General features: G+C 35.7%; 21 protein-coding genes. 6 read left to right on the forward strand and 15 right to left on the reverse strand.

The window, feature by feature from the left end; all coding sequences use genetic code 11:
* Positions 1-340: 340 nt before the first annotated feature.
* The 3 genes from nifJ to TTHE_RS11205 all read left to right on the forward strand — a co-directional run bounded on the left by nifJ (position 341) and on the right by TTHE_RS11205 (position 6,269).
* Entirely contained in the window at positions 341-3,868 is a 3,528-nt protein-coding gene (gene nifJ, locus TTHE_RS11195; RefSeq protein WP_013298683.1) for a pyruvate:ferredoxin (flavodoxin) oxidoreductase, read from the forward strand.
* Positions 3,869-4,012: 144 nt separating this feature from the next.
* Entirely contained in the window at positions 4,013-5,224 is a 1,212-nt protein-coding gene (locus TTHE_RS11200; RefSeq protein WP_013298684.1) for an NADP-dependent isocitrate dehydrogenase, read from the forward strand.
* A gap of 97 nt (positions 5,225-5,321) precedes the next feature.
* The gene (locus tag TTHE_RS11205; protein ID WP_013298685.1) at positions 5,322-6,269 is read left to right on the forward strand and encodes an AEC family transporter; all 948 of its coding nucleotides are present in this window, start codon (positions 5,322-5,324) and stop codon (positions 6,267-6,269) included.
* 31 nt (positions 6,270-6,300) lie between these two features.
* Here the strand turns inward: TTHE_RS11205 and TTHE_RS11210 are convergent, their stop codons facing one another.
* Both TTHE_RS11210 and TTHE_RS11215 read right to left on the reverse strand, forming a co-directional pair.
* Complete coding sequence (locus TTHE_RS11210; RefSeq protein ID WP_231292649.1) at positions 6,301-6,654, reverse strand: hypothetical protein; 354 nt, start codon at positions 6,652-6,654, stop codon at positions 6,301-6,303.
* A 230-nt stretch (positions 6,655-6,884) separates the two neighbouring features.
* Positions 6,885-7,190 (reverse strand): hypothetical protein, encoded by a 306-nt coding sequence (locus TTHE_RS11215; protein WP_192402284.1) that lies wholly within the window; start codon positions 7,188-7,190, stop codon positions 6,885-6,887.
* 226 nt (positions 7,191-7,416) lie between these two features.
* Between TTHE_RS11215 and TTHE_RS11220 the strand changes: the two genes are divergently transcribed.
* The 3 genes from TTHE_RS11220 (at position 7,417) to TTHE_RS11230 (ending at position 11,130) form a co-directional block, all read left to right on the forward strand.
* Positions 7,417-8,859, forward strand: coding sequence for a transposase (locus tag TTHE_RS11220; RefSeq protein ID WP_013297336.1), 1,443 nt, complete (start codon positions 7,417-7,419; stop codon positions 8,857-8,859).
* A 368-nt stretch (positions 8,860-9,227) separates the two neighbouring features.
* A complete protein-coding gene (locus TTHE_RS11225) occupies positions 9,228-9,686 on the forward strand; it encodes an FMN-binding protein (protein WP_013298686.1) in 459 nt (152 codons plus the stop codon).
* Positions 9,687-10,044: 358 nt separating this feature from the next.
* Complete coding sequence (locus TTHE_RS11230) at positions 10,045-11,130, forward strand: VIT1/CCC1 transporter family protein (RefSeq protein WP_013298687.1); 1,086 nt, start codon at positions 10,045-10,047, stop codon at positions 11,128-11,130.
* A 10-nt stretch (positions 11,131-11,140) separates the two neighbouring features.
* Here the strand turns inward: TTHE_RS11230 and TTHE_RS11235 are convergent, their stop codons facing one another.
* From TTHE_RS11235 to TTHE_RS11295, 13 genes are all read right to left on the reverse strand, one after another.
* Entirely contained in the window at positions 11,141-11,647 is a 507-nt protein-coding gene (locus tag TTHE_RS11235; protein WP_013298688.1) for a hypothetical protein, read from the reverse strand.
* A gap of 12 nt (positions 11,648-11,659) precedes the next feature.
* The gene (locus TTHE_RS11240; RefSeq protein ID WP_013298689.1) at positions 11,660-12,271 is read right to left on the reverse strand and encodes a J domain-containing protein; all 612 of its coding nucleotides are present in this window, start codon (positions 12,269-12,271) and stop codon (positions 11,660-11,662) included.
* Positions 12,247-13,146 (reverse strand): DUF5685 family protein, encoded by a 900-nt coding sequence (locus tag TTHE_RS11245; RefSeq protein WP_013298690.1) that lies wholly within the window; start codon positions 13,144-13,146, stop codon positions 12,247-12,249. Before TTHE_RS11245 ends, TTHE_RS11240 begins: the two co-directional genes overlap by 25 nt.
* A gap of 338 nt (positions 13,147-13,484) precedes the next feature.
* Complete coding sequence (locus TTHE_RS11250; RefSeq protein ID WP_013298691.1) at positions 13,485-13,976, reverse strand: QueT transporter family protein; 492 nt, start codon at positions 13,974-13,976, stop codon at positions 13,485-13,487.
* 66 nt (positions 13,977-14,042) lie between these two features.
* Positions 14,043-14,438, reverse strand: a complete 396-nt coding sequence (gene vapC / locus TTHE_RS11255) for a type II toxin-antitoxin system VapC family toxin (RefSeq protein WP_013298692.1) — start codon at positions 14,436-14,438, stop codon at positions 14,043-14,045.
* Positions 14,428-14,643, reverse strand: coding sequence for a type II toxin-antitoxin system VapB family antitoxin (locus tag TTHE_RS11260; RefSeq protein ID WP_013298693.1), 216 nt, complete (start codon positions 14,641-14,643; stop codon positions 14,428-14,430). Before TTHE_RS11260 ends, vapC begins: the two co-directional genes overlap by 11 nt.
* A gap of 131 nt (positions 14,644-14,774) precedes the next feature.
* Positions 14,775-15,542, reverse strand: a complete 768-nt coding sequence (gene cobS / locus TTHE_RS11265; RefSeq protein ID WP_013298694.1) for an adenosylcobinamide-GDP ribazoletransferase — start codon at positions 15,540-15,542, stop codon at positions 14,775-14,777.
* A gap of 13 nt (positions 15,543-15,555) precedes the next feature.
* Positions 15,556-16,128, reverse strand: a complete 573-nt coding sequence (gene cobU / locus TTHE_RS11270; RefSeq protein WP_013298695.1) for a bifunctional adenosylcobinamide kinase/adenosylcobinamide-phosphate guanylyltransferase — start codon at positions 16,126-16,128, stop codon at positions 15,556-15,558.
* 24 nt (positions 16,129-16,152) lie between these two features.
* Positions 16,153-17,202: a threonine-phosphate decarboxylase CobD gene (cobD, locus tag TTHE_RS11275; protein WP_013298696.1), complete on the reverse strand. Its 1,050-nt coding sequence runs from the start codon at positions 17,200-17,202 to the stop codon at positions 16,153-16,155.
* 5 nt (positions 17,203-17,207) lie between these two features.
* Entirely contained in the window at positions 17,208-17,948 is a 741-nt protein-coding gene (locus tag TTHE_RS11280; RefSeq protein WP_013298697.1) for a hypothetical protein, read from the reverse strand.
* A 12-nt stretch (positions 17,949-17,960) separates the two neighbouring features.
* A complete protein-coding gene (locus TTHE_RS11285; protein ID WP_013298698.1) occupies positions 17,961-18,446 on the reverse strand; it encodes an ECF transporter S component in 486 nt (161 codons plus the stop codon).
* Complete coding sequence (gene cbiB / locus TTHE_RS11290) at positions 18,443-19,399, reverse strand: adenosylcobinamide-phosphate synthase CbiB (RefSeq protein ID WP_041587477.1); 957 nt, start codon at positions 19,397-19,399, stop codon at positions 18,443-18,445. The genes TTHE_RS11285 and cbiB overlap by 4 nt, the downstream gene beginning before the upstream one ends.
* A 2-nt stretch (positions 19,400-19,401) precedes the next feature.
* Entirely contained in the window at positions 19,402-20,916 is a 1,515-nt protein-coding gene (locus TTHE_RS11295) for a cobyric acid synthase (RefSeq protein ID WP_013298700.1), read from the reverse strand.
* Between the last annotated feature and the right edge of the window lies 1 nt (position 20,917).

Consider the following 20,917-nt stretch of genomic DNA (forward strand, 5'->3'; position numbering starts at 1 on the left):
AAAATACACAATCAGCCGATATTTTTGGTGATAATAAATATTATTTTAATAATATTATAGCACATAATATGACCTGATCATAATGCTTTTTATAATTTTTTTGCTGAAAATGAATAAATTTTTGACAAAAAATATTTTTATATTTTGATTATCTGTGATATAATTATCATGGAACTGTTATATAAAGTCTAAAGGTATATATATAAGCATTTTCAAAAAACTGTTATATAATCGCTTAACTGCTGTTGTATAACAGTACATGTTTGTTCACGCTGTATTATAATAGTTTGCTTATATATCCTTAGATTTAATATAAATTATAAAAGAGAGGGGAAATACGATGTCGAAGGTTATGAAAACCATGGATGGCAATACAGCCGCTGCACATGTGGCATATGCTTTCACAGAAGTAGCTGCCATCTATCCGATAACTCCATCATCACCTATGGCAGAACATGTTGATGAGTGGAGTGCCCATGGTAGAAAGAATTTATTTGGGCAAGAAGTAAAAGTTATAGAGATGCAGTCAGAAGCAGGTGCTGCTGGTGCAGTTCATGGATCTCTTGCTGCTGGTGCATTAACAACAACATTCACAGCATCGCAAGGCTTATTATTAATGATTCCTAATATGTATAAAATTGCTGGTGAGCTTTTGCCAGGCGTATTCCATGTTAGTGCTCGTGCACTTGCATCACACGCACTGTCTATTTTTGGAGACCATCAGGATGTTATGGCTTGTAGGCAAACAGGATTTGCTCTACTTGCATCTGGCAGTGTTCAAGAAGTAATGGATTTAGGCTCCATTGCACATTTATCAGCTATAAAAGGTAGAGTGCCATTTTTGCATTTCTTTGACGGATTTAGGACATCCCATGAGTATCAGAAAATTGAAGTAATGGATTATGAGGATTTAAGAAAGCTTCTAGATATGGATGCTGTAAGAGCATTCAAAAAAAGAGCATTAAATCCAGAGCATCCCGTAACGAGAGGAACAGCTCAAAACCCTGATATCTACTTCCAAGAAAGAGAAGCATCAAATAGGTACTATAATGCTATTCCTGAAATAGTAGAATACTACATGAATGAAATAAGCAAGATAACTGGCAGAGAGTACAAATTGTTCAACTACTATGGCGCACCAGATGCTGAACGCATTATAGTAGCGATGGGATCCGTAACAGAGACAATTGAAGAGACAATCGATTATTTGATGAAGAAGGGCGAAAAAGTAGGTGTTGTAAAAGTACATCTGTACAGGCCATTCTCATTCAAGCATTTCTTAAATGCAATACCAAAGACAGTAAAGAAAATTGCTGTATTGGATAGGACAAAAGAAGCAGGTGCTTTTGGCGAACCTCTTTACGAAGACGTAAGAGCAGCTTTCTACGATAGTGAGTTAAGACCTGTAATTGTAGGCGGACGTTATGGACTTGGTTCAAAAGACACGACACCAGCTCAGATATTGGCTGTATTTGACAACTTAAAATCTGACGCACCGAAAAACAACTTCACAATAGGTATAGTTGACGATGTTACACATACATCACTTCCTGTCGGTGAAGAAATTGAAACAACACCAGAAGGTACGATAAGCTGCAAATTCTGGGGATTTGGCTCAGACGGAACAGTCGGTGCAAACAAGAGCGCTATACAGATTATCGGCGACAACACTGATATGTATGCGCAAGCTTATTTTGCATATGACTCAAAGAAATCAGGCGGTGTAACAATATCACACCTGCGTTTTGGTAAGAAGCCAATAAGATCAACATACCTTATAAACAATGCTGACTTTGTAGCATGCCATAAACAAGCATATGTATATAATTATGATGTTCTTGCTGGACTTAAGAAAGGCGGTACTTTCTTATTAAACTGCACATGGAAGCCAGAAGAACTTGATGAAAAATTACCTGCGTCCATGAAGAGATACATCGCTAAAAATAACATCAAATTCTACATCATAAATGCTGTTGACATAGCTAAAGAATTAGGTCTTGGAGCTAGAATAAACATGATAATGCAATCCGCATTCTTCAAGCTTGCAAATATCATCCCTATAGAAGACGCAGTAAAACACTTAAAAGAGGCTATTGTTAAATCATACGGTCATAAAGGCGAAAAGATAGTAAACATGAACTATGCGGCTGTTGATCGTGGAATAGATGCACTTGTAAAAGTTGATGTTCCAGCGTCATGGGCGGATGCTCAAGATGAAGTCAAAGAAACAAGAAATGTACCAGACTTTATCAAAAATATAGCAGATGTAATGAATAGACAAGAAGGAGATAAACTGCCTGTAAGTGCATTCGTCGGCATGGAAGATGGTACATTCCCGATGGGTACAGCAGCTTATGAAAAACGCGGCATCGCAGTAGATGTACCTGAATGGCAGATAGACAACTGCATACAGTGCAATCAATGTGCATATGTATGTCCACACGCAGCAATAAGACCATTCCTTCTAAATGAAGAAGAAGTAAAAAATGCACCTGAAGGATTTACTTCAAAGAAAGCAATAGGAAAAGGGTTAGAAGGTCTGAACTTCAGAATTCAGGTAAGTGTGCTTGACTGTACAGGGTGCGGCGTCTGCGCAAATACATGTCCTTCAAAAGAAAAGGCACTTGTTATGAAGCCACTTGAGACACAATTAGATCAAGCAAAGAATTGGGAATACGCTATGTCTCTCTCACATAAAGAAAATCCACTGGGTACAGACACCGTAAAAGGAAGCCAGTTTGAACAGCCATTACTGGAGTTCTCAGGTGCTTGTGCAGGATGCGGTGAAACGCCATATGCAAGACTTGTAACACAGCTATTTGGCGATAGGATGCTCATTGCAAATGCTACAGGTTGCTCATCAATATGGGGTGGCAGTGCTCCATCTACACCATACACCGTAAACAAAGACGGTCATGGTCCGGCATGGGCAAACTCTCTCTTTGAAGATAATGCCGAATTCGGTTTTGGTATGGCGTTAGCTGTAAAGCAGCAAAGAGAAAAACTTGCTGATATAGTAAAAGAAGCATTAGAATTAGATTTAACACAAGACTTAAAGAATGCCCTTAAGTTATGGCTCGACAATTTCAATAGCTCAGAAATAACAAAGAAAACAGCAAATATAATAGTTTCTTTAATACAGGACTACAGCACAAATGATACAAAGATTAAAGAAGTATTAAATGAAATACTTGATAGAAAAGAATACTTGGTTAAGAAGTCACAATGGATATTTGGCGGTGACGGTTGGGCATATGATATAGGTTTCGGTGGACTTGACCATGTACTTGCATCTGGTGAAGATGTAAATGTGCTTGTATTTGATACAGAAGTATATTCAAATACTGGTGGACAGTCATCAAAAGCAACACCTGTAGGTGCTGTTGCACAATTTGCTGCAGCTGGTAAAGCAATCGGTAAGAAGGATCTAGGACGTATTGCTATGAGCTACGGATATGTTTATGTTGCACAAGTTGCTATGGGTGCAAATCAGGCACAGCTCATAAAGGCATTAAAAGAAGCTGAAAGCTATCCTGGTCCATCACTTATAATAGCTTATGCACCATGTATAAACCATGGTATTAAGTCTGGCATGGGCTGCAGTCAAATTGAAGAAAAGAAAGCTGTAGAGGCTGGTTACTGGCATCTATATAGGTACAATCCTCTACTTAAAGCTGAAGGCAAGAATCCATTCATTCTTGACTCAAAAGCTCCAACAGCATCATACAAAGAATTTATCATGGGTGAAGTTCGTTATTCATCGCTTGCTAAGACATTCCCTGACAGAGCAGAAGCCCTCTTTGAAAAAGCTGAAGAACTTGCAAAAGAAAAATACGAGACATACGAAAAACTTGCAAAACAAGACTAATAATAGATACTTATTAATGAGCGAAGTCATCTTCGCTCATTAATTTTATATAATCAAAAAAGCCTTCTTCAAATTTTTCTCTTGTTTATCTGTTTATTGTTTTATATAATTAATGTTATAAACTACAATTGAGGAGCGAATGGTATGAGGGAAAAAATAAAAATGACAAATCCCATTGTGGAGCTAGATGGCGACGAGATGACCAGAATTATCTGGCAGATGATCAAACAAATGCTGATAGAGCCTTTTGTTGACCTGAACACTGAATACTACGACCTTGGTCTAAAAAATAGAGATCTAACAGATGATCAGGTAACTATTGATGCTGCATATGCAATAAAAAAGCATAAAGTCGGTGTTAAATGCGCAACAATAACACCAAATGCTCAGCGAGTAGAAGAATATAAATTAAAAAAGATGTGGAAAAGCCCTAACGGGACCATAAGAGCCATACTAGACGGAACTGTTTTTAGAACTCCTATACTTGTAAAAGGAATAAAACCTCTGGTTAAAAGTTGGACAAAGCCTATAACAATTGCCCGTCATGCTTACGGAGATGTATACAAAGACGTAGAATACAGGCTTGAAAAGGCTGCAAAAGCTGAACTCGTTGTAACTTACAAAGATGGTGACGTAGAAAGGCAGACTATTCACGAATTCGATGGTCCGGGCATTCTAATTGGAATGCACAACCTAGATAAATCAATAAAAAGTTTTGCAAAAGCATGTTTTAACTATGCATTAAGCCAAAAACAGGACTTATGGTTTGCAACTAAAGATACCATATCAAAGATATACGACCATACATTTAAGGACATATTCAATGATATGTATGAAAATGAATATAAAGATAAATTTAATGAAGCAGGTATTGAATATTTTTACACACTTATAGATGACGCAGTTGCACGCGTAATAAGATCTGAAGGCGGAATGATATGGGCCTTAAAGAACTACGACGGCGATGTAATGTCCGACATGGTGGCAACAGCCTTTGGAAGCCTAGCTATGATGACTTCAGTATTAGTATCTCCTGAGGGAGATTTTGAATATGAAGCCGCTCACGGCACAGTGACACGTCATTACTATAAATATCTAAAAGGCGAGGAAACATCTACTAATCCAATTGCTACTATATTTGCTTGGACAGGCGCCTTGAAAAAACGCGGAGAATTAGACAATAATAGGCACCTTGTGAAATTTGCCGAAAAATTAGAAGAAGCATCATTAAAAACTATAGAAGGCGGCATAATGACAAAAGACCTAGTTGCAATTTCTGATCTCCCAAATAAAAAATCGGTAAACACAAAAGAATTTTTGAACGAAATTAAAAACAATCTGGAAAAACTAATATAAATCACCGAAAGATGCTCTTTAGCTCTTAAAGAGCATTTCTGACTTTTATTTTTATATGTATTATTATAAATGTATAACTTTTTCTGGGGGAATAACATTGGTTTTCTTAAAGGGTATTGAAAGTATTTTGCCTATAGTCTTTATAATTATAATCGGATACGTACTTGCAATGAAAAAATGGTTTGACGAAGACGCATCTGAATTATTTTCGAAACTTGTAGTAAAAATTTCGCTCCCTGCTCTAATGTTTTATACAGTGGTTGAAAACCTCCAAAAGAATCAACTATTACATATGATATTAGGTTTAATTGCTGCCTTTGTAAGCATTTTTGCATCATATACTATTGCGTATTTCTTAGTCATATTTCTTAAATTAGACAGAAAAAAAATCGGTTTATTTTCTGCAATATTTGCTTTTTCTAATACGATATTCGTTGGACTTCCTATAAATCAGGCTCTCTTTGGAAATAAAGCAGTACCATATGTGCTTCTATACTACGTTGCAAACACCACACTATTTTGGACGATGGGGCTTTACAACATAAGAAAGGATGTAGAAAGTTCTCAAGGAAATTTCTCTCTATATCAGGCTTTTAAGAAAATCTTCTCTCCTCCCCTTTTAGGTTACCTGATGGGGATATTTTTCATTCTAATAGGATTCAAGACACCACAATTCATTGCAGATACAGCTAAATACATCGGACAACTGACGACACCCCTTTCAATGATCTTCATCGGCATATCAATATACCTTACAGACTTAAAAGATTTTAAATTCGACAACACTGTTGTATTCTTGCTTTTAGGAAGGTCTATAATAACACCGTTAATCACAATACTGGTACTTCACTTTTTTAAGCTTAACGTATTGATGGAAAAAGTATTTGTAATTCAAAGTGCGCTTCCTGTAATGACGCAAATTGCAATTGTAGCACATGCCTACAATAGCGATCAAAAGTATCCATCGATTATGATAGCCGCAACAAATCTATTAAGCTTATTTGTAGTCCCACTTTACATGTACATAACAAGTGAGTTGTTTTAGGATAAAGGGCAGATTAAACTGCCCTTTATTTTTATGAATTCGACTGAGTTGTAGTGCTTGATGTACTTCCCGATTTGTCTTTATTGCCTTTAAAATAATTCAATATATCTTGCTTTTGGCTTTCCGTTATCTTATTGTCTTTCACTGCTTTATCAAGAGCATTTTCAAATCTCTTGTAAGCACCTCCATTGAAATTTTTAAAGCCCATGAACATGCCTTTCATTCCCGGTGGGAAACCTGTTCCATCCCATTTATTTACCTTATCTGTGTAATTTTTAATAAGCTCATTCGCTTTATCCTGTGTTATCTTCCCATTTTGCACTTTCTTATTTACAGCAGCAGTATAATCAGTTATAAGTTTCTGCCTTTTTTGATCAAGTGTCAACTTAGTGAACCTACTCCATCCTATAGAGGATGAAGCTTCCTACTTCATAGACCGTTGCCTACTGTTATTCACAGCAGGTCTTACACAATCTCCATAGGCGTAATTTCGGGAGGAACCTTCCCTACAAAAATATTACTCTTAGGCTGTTATGCCTAATTGTCTTTACTTTTTACTCCTGATAATATTATAGCATATAATGTTATGGAAAACAATAGAAATTCATCTCCCACCTATAGAGGATGGGAGACTTCTTTCAAGCCTTCGTTAAAATCGTTTATTTGTTGCTCCATATTATTTATTTTTGCAATTATGCTGTCATACTTGTTCTTGCTTATTTTACCTTCATTGTATTTTTGAGTAACCTTTGCTTTAATGCTTTCTAATCTCTGTATAGGATCGACTTTGTTTGGTGCTGTCTGTAATGTAGTATTGCTGCTACTCTGTTGTGGTGAAGCAACTTCATCAGCAAAAGCTACAGTCGAAATCAGCATTGCGCTCATCAAAGTTACAGCCAAAATTTTCTTTCCTTTTGTCATCGACCATTACCTCTTTTTTCATATAAAGTGTAATTAGATTTTTCAATATTTGTACTTAACTTTGCACCTCCTTTTAACTTTGTACTACTTAGCTTTTTGTAAAACCCCAAAATTATTGATTTTAAAGGGTTTTATTTTATATATCAGCAGGATTTTCCTCCACTTTTGCCGAATTATATATTATACCAAATATTCAAAATCAAACCAAAGTGAAAGGAGATCCTGCATGATAAAGCAACTTCATTTTTCTGATTTTATTGATGATTTTCATAAATTTGTTGTTGTTCAAAAACCTCAGTTGCTTGAGCTTCTTGACCAGTATATTAATATTTGTGAGTTAATCCCTGTAAATTGGTATTTTCACTATAATAAAGCTACTGGTCGCCCTCATGATAATTCTCTCGATTCAATTGTTTCAACCTTACTGTTGCAAAAGTTACTTTCTATACCAACTATTGATTTACTTATTACTTTTTTGTCATTTTCAAAAGAACTCCGTGATTTTTGTGGGCTTAATACTGTTCCTGATGCTTCTTTTTACTCAAGGTTCAAACAGGATTACTGTGATGACATTGAAGCCTTCTTTCATAAGTTAGTCGATATTACTGAACCTATTTGTCAGGAAATTGGCCAAGCCCTTGAAAAAGAATTAGGCATCAATCCTGCTGAAGTTTATATTATGGATACTACTGGTATTGAATGCTATGTTAAGGAAAACAACCCCAAATTCTTTAATGCTCTTGTTAAAAAGCTTCAATACTTTAACAAGGACAAGTCAAAAGAAGACATCTATAAAATGGCCTATAATCAAATGCCTAAAACTGCTTCTGTTGACCCTAATATTAAATTGCAATATATCAATGGTACTTTCTGTTATGCCCACAAAACTATAGTTGTGTCTAATGCCCTCGGCATTTTAAGACATATGGACTTTTGCGATTACCAGCCGGATTTTAATGATTATACTGATAGCTCTGAGCCCGCATCCCCTGAAGAAGTTAAACTTACATGGGATGGAAAACTGCTTATACCTGCTATGGAGAATTTTTTTGAGCGTCATCGTAACTTTAATATTTATGCTATGACTGCTGATTCTGGCTTCGATGATGTCCCAAACTATAAATATCTCTTTGAGAATCATGGCATTCTGCCTGTCATTGCTCTTAATCCTAGAAATACCAGAAAAAATTTCGGCAAGCCAGGAATTAATGAAGATGGTATTCCTACATGCCCAAAGGACCCATCTCTTCCAATGAAATGGGATGGCTCTTGTAAAGGTAAAAACCGTTCCTTTAGGAACAAGTTTATTTGCCCTAAAACTGAAAAGTTACCTGGTGGCAAATATGTTTGTTCCTGCGAGGATAAATGTACAACTTCCGATTGTGGCAGAATGTTTTATACATATCCCAAAGATAATTATAGAGTTCATACCCCTATTCCTAGAGATACAGAGCAATGGAATCAAATAGCTGATTTTCGACATATCATTGAGCAGGTTATCTCTAGGCTCAAACTTCCCCTGCAGCTTGGTAATCTCCAGGCTAGAGACCGCAAAACCATCAAGGCAGATTTCTTCATGGCTGGTGCTGCGCATCTTATTACTGTTTTACTAGCATACCGTATGGGAGCTATAGATAAAATTCGTTCTGTTAAGTCTATAGCTGCTTAATTCAACAGCCAGCTAAACTTAAGCATCTACCTCATTTGCATAAATCATTGGGGTCTATTTGTCATGCCTGTTTTTTTCTGTTTTCAATGTTCATCAATAAAATTCAGACCTTTCTTGATTAAATGTACTCTCTGGTATACTGTATCTTTCCTATATCTTCCTCTATTGATTGCTAGCTGTAAATTTTCGTCTCATAGTTTCACAATCACCTAACTTTGTACTACTATTATATCCATAAGTTGTGTCAAAATTTTGTTAGATCGATTAACAAATTGTAAAAGTTATATATCCATTATTTTAAAATCATTGAATAATATTAATACCTTGTAGAAAAATAATAAAGAAAAAAAGATACTAGGAGGAATAGAATGAAAACATCAAAAAAAATACTATCAATCATTTTAATATTAATTTTTGTATTAAGTCTCGTATCTTGTAAGACTACGACAAAATCTTCAACGCAAAAGCCTAAACCTCAAACGACACCTAAAACATCGTACAAAGATGGTACATATACTGGAGCCGGGCCAAAATGGTCTAAAGGTAGCGAAAATGCAACAGTAGTTATAAAGGGCGGCAAAATAACAAGCATAACTTTAAGAAGACTAGATAATAGCGGAAAAGAAATCAACTATGATAAGTGGACCGGCAAAAAAGACCCACAAACTGGTAAAGTCTATCCAAATTTAAAAAAATTCAGAGTAGATATGGCAAATGAAATGATTAAAAAACAAACCTACAATGTAGATACTATAGCAGGCGCGACAGAAACGACTACAAACTGGAAAATAGCTGTTAAAAATGCCCTTGAAAAAGCCAAAAAGTAATACTTAAAAGCATATAATATAAAGGATATTATCAAGCGTAGTTAATCATTCACTTATGATAATATCCTTCCTTATTATAATTCGCTGAAGCCTCTATTAATTTAGAAAAATATTATTAACGCTCACAAATTCCGCTTATCAAATATATCATCGATTCTCTTCACTTGTTTGGCTAAAGCCGTCTATGCGTTGTTTGGCTTAGCTTCCGCTCATACGCCAAACTGTGTTACGTTCATCGTGATATATTACGAAATCTCCATTAATAGTTCGCTTATAATAATATTTTTCAGATTTAGAGGCTTCTTCTTGTATATTTATACCACATATTATAAAATAAGATTTAAGGGAGTGAGTAGAAATGGGCGCACTAGATAAAGCAAAAAAATTTTACTACGATGAATTTGAAGCAAAACAGCTTTATTCTTACTTGGCAAAAGTAGAATCTAAAAAAGAAATACGCGAAATATTTGAGGAACTTGCAAAAATTGAAGCAAAGCATACAAAATTTTGGTACACATTTTTAAGCGATAGAGGTGTAAAAGTCAGCTCTAGAATACACAACCGCAGTTTGTGGTTTTATAAAGTATTAAGGACATTGCTGGGAAGCAAACTTTTTATAATTCTTTTAGAGATGAAAGAATCAAACAGCACTGATGAATACTATAGCTATTACAAAGATCCTATATTAACCGAAAAAGAACGCCAGATGCTTTCCCAAATAATAGAAGATGAATTTGAGCATGAAAAAAATCTAGGAAAACAAAATAAAGAAGTCAACTTTTCAAATATACGGGATTTCATACTGGGCATGAATGATGGACTTGTAGAAATACTGGGAACTGTAACAGGGCTTTCTGCCGTATATCAAAATAAGCCGCTGGTTGTTGGCACATCAGGTCTTGTTGTAGGAATAGCAGGTGCTTTATCTATGGCTATTGGAGCATACACATCCGTCAGGTCACAGAGGCAAGTCAATGAAGGCATAAAAAACAAAATGGAGCTTTTATTTAATGTATCAAAAGACAGAGCAAAAGAAGAGCTTCTAAACAAGTTAAATGATTCAGGCATACCCGATGACGTAAGCAGAGAGGTTGTTGAAAAGCTTAGCGACAACGAAAATACAATGGCAAACTTGCTTGTGGAAGAAGTAAAAGAAAATGAAATAAAATCGGCTTTATACACAGGACTTGCGTACTTGGCAGGACTTATATTCCCTGTTATACCTTACTTCTTTATCACGTCGTCATCGCTTATAGCTTTAGTATTTTCCGTAGTGTTTGCAGCTATTGCTCTATCAATTGTAGGTGCAGTTGTCTCAATTGCTTCAGAGAGTTTATCCATTAAGAGTAAAATGATGGAAATGGTATTGTCAGGAATCGGTGCTGCTGTGCTGTCGTATCTATTTGGAACAATTGTACAGCTTGTATTTGGCATTAATGCATAACATAATTTCATTAATGCCTTTTTACATTTCTGTAGTAAAATGATATGAAGACAGTATATACATAATCATATACCAAAAATGATATTTGCAATAATATAAAAAATGCAATAAACGGGAAACCAGTTACAAATATCTTCATCATAAAAATCCTGTCAAATATGATGTAAACTGTAAATAATGATATATTAAACACTATAAGTTTAAGCGCTAATTCCATATACCTTCTAATGTGCTTTTTCTCTATGTAAGACTTTATGATGCCGTAAAACCCAAAAAAACATATGTAATAGATTGATATCATTTTATTAGGAATCAATATAAGTGATAAAGCAGACGTGGCCAAATAAAATACAAATCCTCCCATACTACCTGTTTCTATGACCATTATTGAAATTGCAAATGATGATACAACGAGAAAAAAGAGCCTGCTGGTAGGCATAATCGATGCAATAAAAAGTATAACTATATTTAAAGCTGCAATCACGCCACCCAATGACAGTGATTTTGCATTTAACATAAAATCAGCTCCTTAAAAACATCTAAACATGTCTCCACCCATGCATTCGCAGCAGGTATCACATGCCCATATAGTAAAGAGGGTCTGACAGCAATCATCATTCATGGTCCTCCTGTAGACATCCCCTTGATACACACCTCTTTGCATTTCCATGTTGTTTAAAGCTTCACGGTACTCCATATTATTTGGGTCCATGTTGACAGCCATCCTAAAGCAGTTGTACGCTTCTCCAAATCTTCCCCTTCTGTAATTTATATGACCATACAAATAATACCACTGTGCACTTCTGTCTCTCATAGTATTTAATATGTTCTCTGCTGCATATAAATCATTTCTATTGAGGGCATTTATCACTTCATAGTACATGGATTCATTATCACTGTATGTCGTATTTCCACTGTTATAACTTCTGTCATGGTTGTAATTATTAGAACCAGCATATCCATCCATTATCGCTTTATATGCATCATTTATTTCTCTCAATTTTTCTTCTGCAAGGTCTTTTAACGGGTTATCAGCATACTGATCAGGATGATACTTCTTCACAAGTTCCCTATAAGCCCTTTTAACTTCCTCTATTGAAGCCCCTTCTTTTAATCCTAAAACTTCGTATGGGTTCTGCATGATTTTTCTCCTTCCATAATTCTCATAAATTCCATGTACAGTCCTATTCTAAAAATATTATCAATAATGCCTATATTTTTCTTGAATTTCAATTGCTCATACAATTTCACAATTGTAGAAAGAGTGAAAGTCAGATTAAATTTTGTCCACTCATTAATCTCTTTCAATGTGTTATTAAGCTCTATCTCGCCATTTTTGTCGGTAAGATTATACTGATATATAAAAGGATTGTAGTTTCCATTTTTTATATCGCCTTTTAAATCATTATACGCATCTAAAATGTATATATATCTTCCTAAATGATATGCAATCTCTTCAACCTTTTTATAATCTTTTTCATCTATATCCAAATTTTCATAAAGAAAAACCTCACGCAAAATATTCGCAAATGGCTCTGCAGATTCATCCACAGAAGAACATTTCCCCTTCTCAAGATTCTGCAAAGTTTCTAGGTGTTTTCTTATATTTTGTGCCTTTTCCGTATGCAGCTTATATGATTTTTTAAATTGCTTTCTAAATAAAACCTCCAAAAAAGAACTGGCAGTGGCTTTCCCATCTGCTTTGTCGTCTATAAATTTATAATAGACTAGTATTGCATTCATATCAGCAGAATACTTTACAAATGGGTTTTCTTTTATGATTGGCTTCTTCTTAAGCGGATTTGCAATACAGCTTTCGAGCTTAATGTCGATCTCCTCATCCGATAGACCTGATAAAAAGATTGCCAGATAAGTAAGCTCATAGTTTAACGTTAAGCGGCTTGTCTCGCCATATCTTCTGCCTATTTCCTTGCAAAGTCCGCAGTAGTATGCTTTAAAAACATCGTAATCCTTTATCTTCATCTCAGGTTTATACGGCTTTACATATCCAAACATAGCATCTTCCTCAAAAAAATAATCCTGATACTATTTTATCAGGATGTAAGCTGTAATTCAAAGTGAACCTACTCCATCCTATAGAGGATGAAGCTTCCTACTTCATAGACCGTTGCCTACTGTTATTCACAGCAGGTCTTACACAATCTCCATAGGCGTAATTTCGGGAGGAACCTTCCCTACAAAAATATTACTCTTAGGCTGTTATGCCTAATTGTCTTTACTTTTTACTCCTGATAATATTATAGCATATAATGTTATGGAAAACAATAAAAATTCATCTCCCACCTATAGAGGATGGGAGACTTCTTTCAAGCCTTCGTTAAATAAATATTAATCTAACCAAGCATTTCTTTTATTTTCTCATTTTTATCTATATACAAAAGAAGAGGTAATCCCAATACATAACATGCAACCATCTCACCTAATCCTACCCACAACATTGACGCCACAAGTGGCAATTTAAAAACGACATTCAATTCTATGCCGATTATGACTGCGTTTATTACAACAGGCGGTAGAGGCGCCAAATATCGCTTATATTTAAGATTGGATTTGCCAATATAGTACGTGATTACAGCGCTAATTAAAGTTGCCAGTGAGCCAAAGACAATATCAAATACTCCATTGCCGCCAACCATATTCGCAATTATACATCCTACAAAAAGTCCTAAAATGGAATATGATGAAAAGAAAGGCAAAACCGTAAGTGCTTCAGCTACTCTAACTTGGATCTGTCCGTAGCTTATTGGTGCAAGTGCTATTGTCATAACTGCGTACAAAGCAGCGATCAATGCACCATAGACTATCTTCTTTGTTTTTTTGTTCAATTTTATCTCCTCCGTAGTTTTGTTTATAGACAGGATTTTGCGAACTGTCTTAACTCCATTATACAGTTAAATGGTCATAGGGTCAAACAATTTAACGCCGTCTATCATTTTAAAATGTTGATCAAATGAAAATATCATCATGTTATTTTTAAGCGATGTAGCAGCAATTAGCACATCTGATAAGGGAATAATCTTGCCATCTTTCCTTAATTTAAAAGAAAGCCTTCCAGCCTCTATCCAATCTTTGTCATCACATGGTACTGTCGGAATCGAATCAATATACCTTTCAAGCATTTCCAACTCTTTTTTTGTCTTTACTCCTTGAAGAAGTTCAGCAATTATAAGACCCATAATATAAACTCTATCTTGCATCAGCATATCGTCGATAATCTCAGCAATTCCTTGTTTGTTTCTAAAATATTCTATCCATACAGATGTATCAACAAGTATTTTATCTTTCATCTATTTCCATGCTCCTTAATTTTTCAATGTCTGAAGAATCTATTGCAAAGTTTATCTTTCCCTTAAGTTCCATCAAATGCTGCAATTTTTTTATCCTTATGGCATCCTTCAAAGCTTCTTCAACAGCTTTTGACCTATTGTTTGTCTCATACAGCATTTCAGCTTCTTTGAGAATATCCTCAGATACATTTATCGTTGTGCGCATACGATCATCTCCTTCATACTTATGATACATCAAATTGTTATGATAATCAATATTATAAATTTAGACTCAAAATCATACACAATTAATTCATAACCGATTGGCTACTTGATCAGGCCCTAAGCATAAAACGCTTATGTAAGGAATTTTTGGATGCTCATTAAATACATCAAAGTAGCAATTACAAGCTCTGTAAATTCATTTACTGCACCTAATGTATCTCCAGTCATCCCGCCTATTCTCAATGAAATGTACTTTGTGATCGTGTACGCGATAATAGATGAAACAGCTAGAAGTTTCAAAAATACTGTGAATTGGACGAATAAAAAGCCAACAATCGATGTAAATAAAAAGCCCAGCAAAAGCTCTACAGTAGATATCTTGCCGATGATAAGGCCTCCAAGCCCTTCTCCGCCTCTTGCTGATTTTGATACGTACGCTGCTAAAATTATCGAAAAACGTCCAAAGAGAGGCATCAATATTAATGTTGAATATATAAGATTATCTTTGATGTGGGACAAAAACAGTATTTTTAAAATTACTAAAAATACTAAAGCAAGAACTCCATTTGTACCAAGCCTTGAATCCCTCATTATTTCAAGCATTCTATCTTTGCCTTTATTGCTGAAAAGACCATCAAATGTGTCTGCAAACCCGTCTATGTGCATTGCACCTGTTAAAATATACAATGACACCATGGCCATTGTAACGGCTATTTCCCGGGGAAATATATTTTTCACAGCATAAAACATGAGGCTTGCAATAGCGCCAACAACTCCACCTACAAAAGGAAAATATTTGACCATCTTGTGGAAGTCATTTCTGTCTACATTAATTTGAATATTAATAGGTATCCTTGTCATAAATTGAAATGATAATATCAAAACCTTTATTTCTTCCATCATGCTCACCACATTAAAATAAACGGTTATTTTTGTTCTTTATTTCTAAAGGTATGCCTGAAACCATAAAATAAACATAATCAGCATTTTCCGCAATTTTTTTGTTCATCCTGCCTGATATGTCTCTAAATATTCTTCCCAATTTATACTCAGGAACAAGACCCATGCCAACTTCGTTTGTGACTATTATGACATCTTTATCGTTCTCTTTAGAGGCAGTAATCAAACCATCAACTTCGGCGCTTATTTTTTCTTCGGCTCTGTCTACATCTTCTAAATTCTTCTCTTCCCACGTCATATCAATTTCTAAAAGTAGATTCGACACCATGACAGTCAGGCAGTCCAAAAGCACAGCTTTTTTGTCTATGCTTCTTATAATATCACGAATGCCATTATAAGCCTCTACTGTATCCCACTCTTTTGGCCTTCTTTCTTTATGCCTTCTAACTCTTTCTTTCATCTCGTCATCAAACGGTATAGATGTAGCGATGTAAAGGACGCTGTAACCACCGTATTTCATTGCAAGGCTTTCTGCAAACTGGCTTTTGCCAGACCTTGCGCCGCCTGTCACCATAATCAAAGCCAATAAAAACACCTTCTTTCAGAAAAATCACTTTAAAACTTCTTTTATAGCTTCTATCAGTTTTACATTATCATCATGGCTTTTTACAGCTACTCTAAAAAACCTGTCATCCAAATACCTGAAATTTGATGCATCTCTAATCAGTATCCCTCTTTTTAATAATTCTTCTTTTAGATCTCCCACATGCATATGTTTAAGCTTTAGCAACATAAAGTTAGTCAATGTATCAAACACGACTAATTCATCTATCTTTTTCATCTCACTTGTCAAATAAGTTATTTCTTCTCTTATATATTTTCTCGTCTTTTCCATAAATTCAACATCTTCAAAAATCCTTCTGCTTACAGCATCAGCAAAAGCATTTACCGTCCATGGTTCTTTGTAAGCTTCCAATCTCTTTATCAAATTTTCACTTCCAAAACCGTATCCAAGGCGTAACCCAGGAAGTCCAAAAAACTTAGTGGCAGCTCTTACAACAAAAAGATTATCGTAATCTTTTATGAAATCTAAAGACTGATATTCTTTATAATCGTATATAAATTCTACGAATGCTTCATCTATCATCATCGGCAAATTAAGCTTTTTTGCTTCCTTCACTATGTATTCCACATCTTTCCGCTTTATTCCCTTTCCTGTAGGATTGTTAGGATTTCCTATGATGACAGAATCTACTTCTAAAAGGCGATTTACTATTTCATCTGCATCAATCACGTATCCATCTTTTTCTGGAATCTCGTAGTACAAAGGATTTCCTCCTGATAATATAACTGCCCTTTCGTATTCTAAAAAAGCAGGAGATGGAATAAGGGGCCTCTTTAACGAAAATGCCCGCACAAATAGGTAGATGAGTTCGGACGCGCCATTGCCGACTATTATGTTCTCATCTTTTAAATTTACATATCTTGAGATAGACCTCTTTAACTGGGCGTAGTTTACATCAGGGTACTTAGTCAAAACCGCAACATCCATAGAGTCTTTTATACATTCTGGAAAGCCAAGAGGGTTTATGTTTGAGCTAAAGTCTATTACATCTTCTTTGTAAACATAAATATTGCCGCCATGCTCATATTTATCCACTTATTTCACCTTCCATCTATGAGTCTACCTAAACGTACAAACGGTTTGTCTAAGAGATTCTCAATTTTTCGCCTATCACCCTCTTTGTAAACTACAATGCAGCACGTTGACGGACCGCCTGACTTTGTATCATCTAAATCAGATTTGTATTCTTTCAAAAACTCCAAACCAGATGACAATTTAAGCACATCAAGCTCATGTTTTATTCCCTTTGACCCTACAGGAATTGCTTCCACAATTTCGCCGCATCTAAATATTTTTACATAGTCTTTCAGCGAAAGAATATCATGACAGCACAATACCTCTTGTCCAACACGGGGGTAACCAAAAAGCCCTACCTCCATGCCTGCCATAGCCTTTCGTACTTTTAAAGCCTCTTTCTCTGCCTTTCCAATGGCAGTAACGCCCACACCAGTCATTGTTGATGGAAAATTTTCCTCTGTGCTACCAGTTAAAGCAACATCATATATCTCGTTGTCATTTAGCTCTTTTTTTATGCCACCTATGATTTTAATTCCAGTTGGGTTCATCTCATTTGACAGCGTATCCGATATGATGATTGGCCAAGCTCCAATGCACAAAAGCTCAGACACTGCGACCTTTGTCACGGTCCTTCCCACTATCTCTTCATCTACCTTCAATATGTCGCCTTCTTTATTTCCAATTGCACCGATGCTATCGCAAGCTATTGCATATACAGTATCACTTTCATATATTATTAAGACATCTCTATATCTCTCTACCATATCTCATCCTCATTACCTTTTTATCTTAGTTGAGATGGCTTTAAAGATGACTGCCGCTAGAAAAACATTAGCAAACGATGCAATAGTAAGCGGAAATACCATCTGAACGAAAAAGCCCCAACCATATTGAGGAACAAAAATAAGTGTTGCAACAGGTCCATTTAATATAGTACCAACAGCAACTGCTACATAGCTATTAAACTTTTTATACGCAATTGAATAAAAATATGCACATACAGCCATCGATACTGCAATGATGATGTGATTTGGTATTCCAAGTGGAAAACCAGATGTAAGCGCAGTAAAAATATGGCCTAAAGAAATAACGATTGCTCCTATGTAGCTTCCAAAATAAAGGGATGCAAAATACCCAGGCAATGAATCAAACGCAACCGTATTGTAGATTTTAATCATGGCACCAACAGCACTCATGGCTATAAGCATAGCCACAAGCGTCAAAGTTTTTACATTTTTAATCGTTGTTGTTTTTGTATTCATCTATATATACCTCCTGTTAATATTGTTTTAAAAGCAAAGAATAAAATAAGTCCCAGAAAAGATGTCATATACATTATCCTTACAGTATCTTTGATGTGGTCTAATTTAAGTGTTTCTTTGCCATCTCCCAGTTTCGGCTTTAGTTCAGGCTTTCCAAAATAGTAGTTAAGTCCACCTAATTTTACACCTAGAGCACCTGCAATTGCAGCTTCCCCATGTGCACTATTTGGGCTTTCGTGCTTTAATCTATCCCTTTTTAAAATATAGAAGCTGTTTTTATAGTCGTATCCCAACAAAAATGATGACGCTACTATCAGCAGTCCGGTTATCCTTGATGGTATAAAGTTTAATACATCGTCAAGTTTAGCAGACGCATATCCTATGTCTTCGTATTTTTCATTTCTATAGCCAACCATTGAGTCGAGGGTGCTGGAAGCCTTATATGCTAATGCCAACGGTACACCGCCTATAAAAGCATAGAATAAAGGTGCTATTATCCCATCTGATATATTTTCTGCCACCGTCTCAACAGTGCCTCTTATGATATCTCCTAAGTCTAAATTTTCCGTATCACGGCTTACGATGAAAGACAGCATCTTGCGGGCCTCAACTAAGTCATTTCTTTTAAGCGGTTCATAAACCTTATTTGCCGATTTTGCCAAATCGTTAGTAGCAAGACATGTGTAAATTAGAAGTACTTCTGAAATCTTTCCTAAATACACATTCACTTCTTTCAGCATGTAAATGATAAAGTATCCACTTATATAGCTTGTAAAAACAACTATGGCACACAAGAAATAACCCGCAATTCTTTCTTGTCTACCAGTTTTTGTAATTTTTCTCAAATTTCTCTCAATAAAGCTTATCAATTTCCCAATCAGTCTAACCGGATGTGGATATCCTTGCGGATCGCCTATGATGAGATCTAAAATATATGCAGCTACAACGTTCATACTCATTTACAGCCTTTCATTATCTCATATATTCTCCCAATGTCCAAGCTATTTCTGACCACATCCGCAAGCCTGTCGTATTCCCTTTCTTTGAATTTCCTGTAGTCCTCAATATAGTTTATCTCAGATAATCCCTTTGATCTCCTTACTGCATTTATAAATCCTTTTACAAAGTCGCTGTTTTCAAAGATTCCATGGATATACGTTCCAAATACCTTTCCATCGCTGCTGACGCTGCCATCATTCAAATAAGCACTTTTACCATTTCTTAATACAATGCGTGAGAAACTCTTCTCACCTGCATCAGTCAATCCCATGTGTATCTCATATCCATTTACAGCTAGGCCCTTTATAGGAGCCAGTAAATCCGGCAAATCACCAGAAATTTGAGCCTCCACTTGCGTCGTAACCTTTTTCTCTGAAATGACAGTTTCTATGTCTAATAATCCCAGCCCATCTATCTCACTAATAGGTCCTTCAATCAAATGTGGGTCGTATATTTTTTTGCCCATCATCTGGTATCCTCCACATATGCCGACTATGAATTTGCCACATCTCCTTAAGTTTAGTATTTCTTCTGAAATTCCGCTGCTTTTTAATGCATTAAGGTCACCTATCGTATTTTTTGAGCCAGGTATTATCAGTACATCACAATCTCCTATTCTCTCTCCTTTATTGACATACCTAAGGTTTACGTCAGGCAGCTTTTTTAGAGGTTCAAAATCCGTAAAATTGGATATGTGAGGCAAATTTATAACCGCAATGTCTATTAATCCACCGACACCTTTTTTGTAATACACATCTGTAGCTCCATCTTCCTCATCAACATAAACATCTGTATAAGGAACAACACCGATGACATCTTTATCAATTATGTCTTCCAGCATCTTTATTCCCGGTTTTAATATTTCTAAGTCACCTCTAAATTTGTTTATTATGACGCCCTTTACCCTATCCCTTTCACCATCATTTAAAAGCAATAATGTACCTGCAATAGAGGCAAATACACCACCTTTGTCTATATCGCCTACGATAAGAACCGGTGAATTGACTAATTCAGCTAACCCCATATTGACAATATCCTTATCGCGAAGGTTAATCTCCGCAGGGCTTCCGGCTCCTTCTATGACGATTATGTCATATGATTCACTTAGTCTGTCAAAATCCTCTTTTATCATATTTAAAAGTTTGGGCTTAAATTTTTGATACTCAGAGGCATCCATGCTGTCATAAACTCTGCCTCTTAATATAACTTGGCAGTTTTTATCTGAGCTTGGCTTTAACAAAACTGGATTCATCAATACAGACGGTTTTATGCCTGCTGCCTCAGCTTGTACAACTTGTGCTCTCCCCATCTCAAGCCCCTCATCTGTGATAAAGGAATTAAGAGCCATGTTTTGCGACTTAAATGGCGCAACCGAATATCCGTCCTGTTTAAATATCCTGCAAAGTGCAGCAGTCAATAAACTTTTCCCAACGGATGAAGCTGTGCCTTGCAGCATTATCTTAAGTGACATA

The organism is Thermoanaerobacterium thermosaccharolyticum DSM 571, from assembly GCF_000145615.1.
Classification (GTDB): Bacteria; Bacillota; Thermoanaerobacteria; order Thermoanaerobacterales; family Thermoanaerobacteraceae; genus Thermoanaerobacterium; species Thermoanaerobacterium thermosaccharolyticum.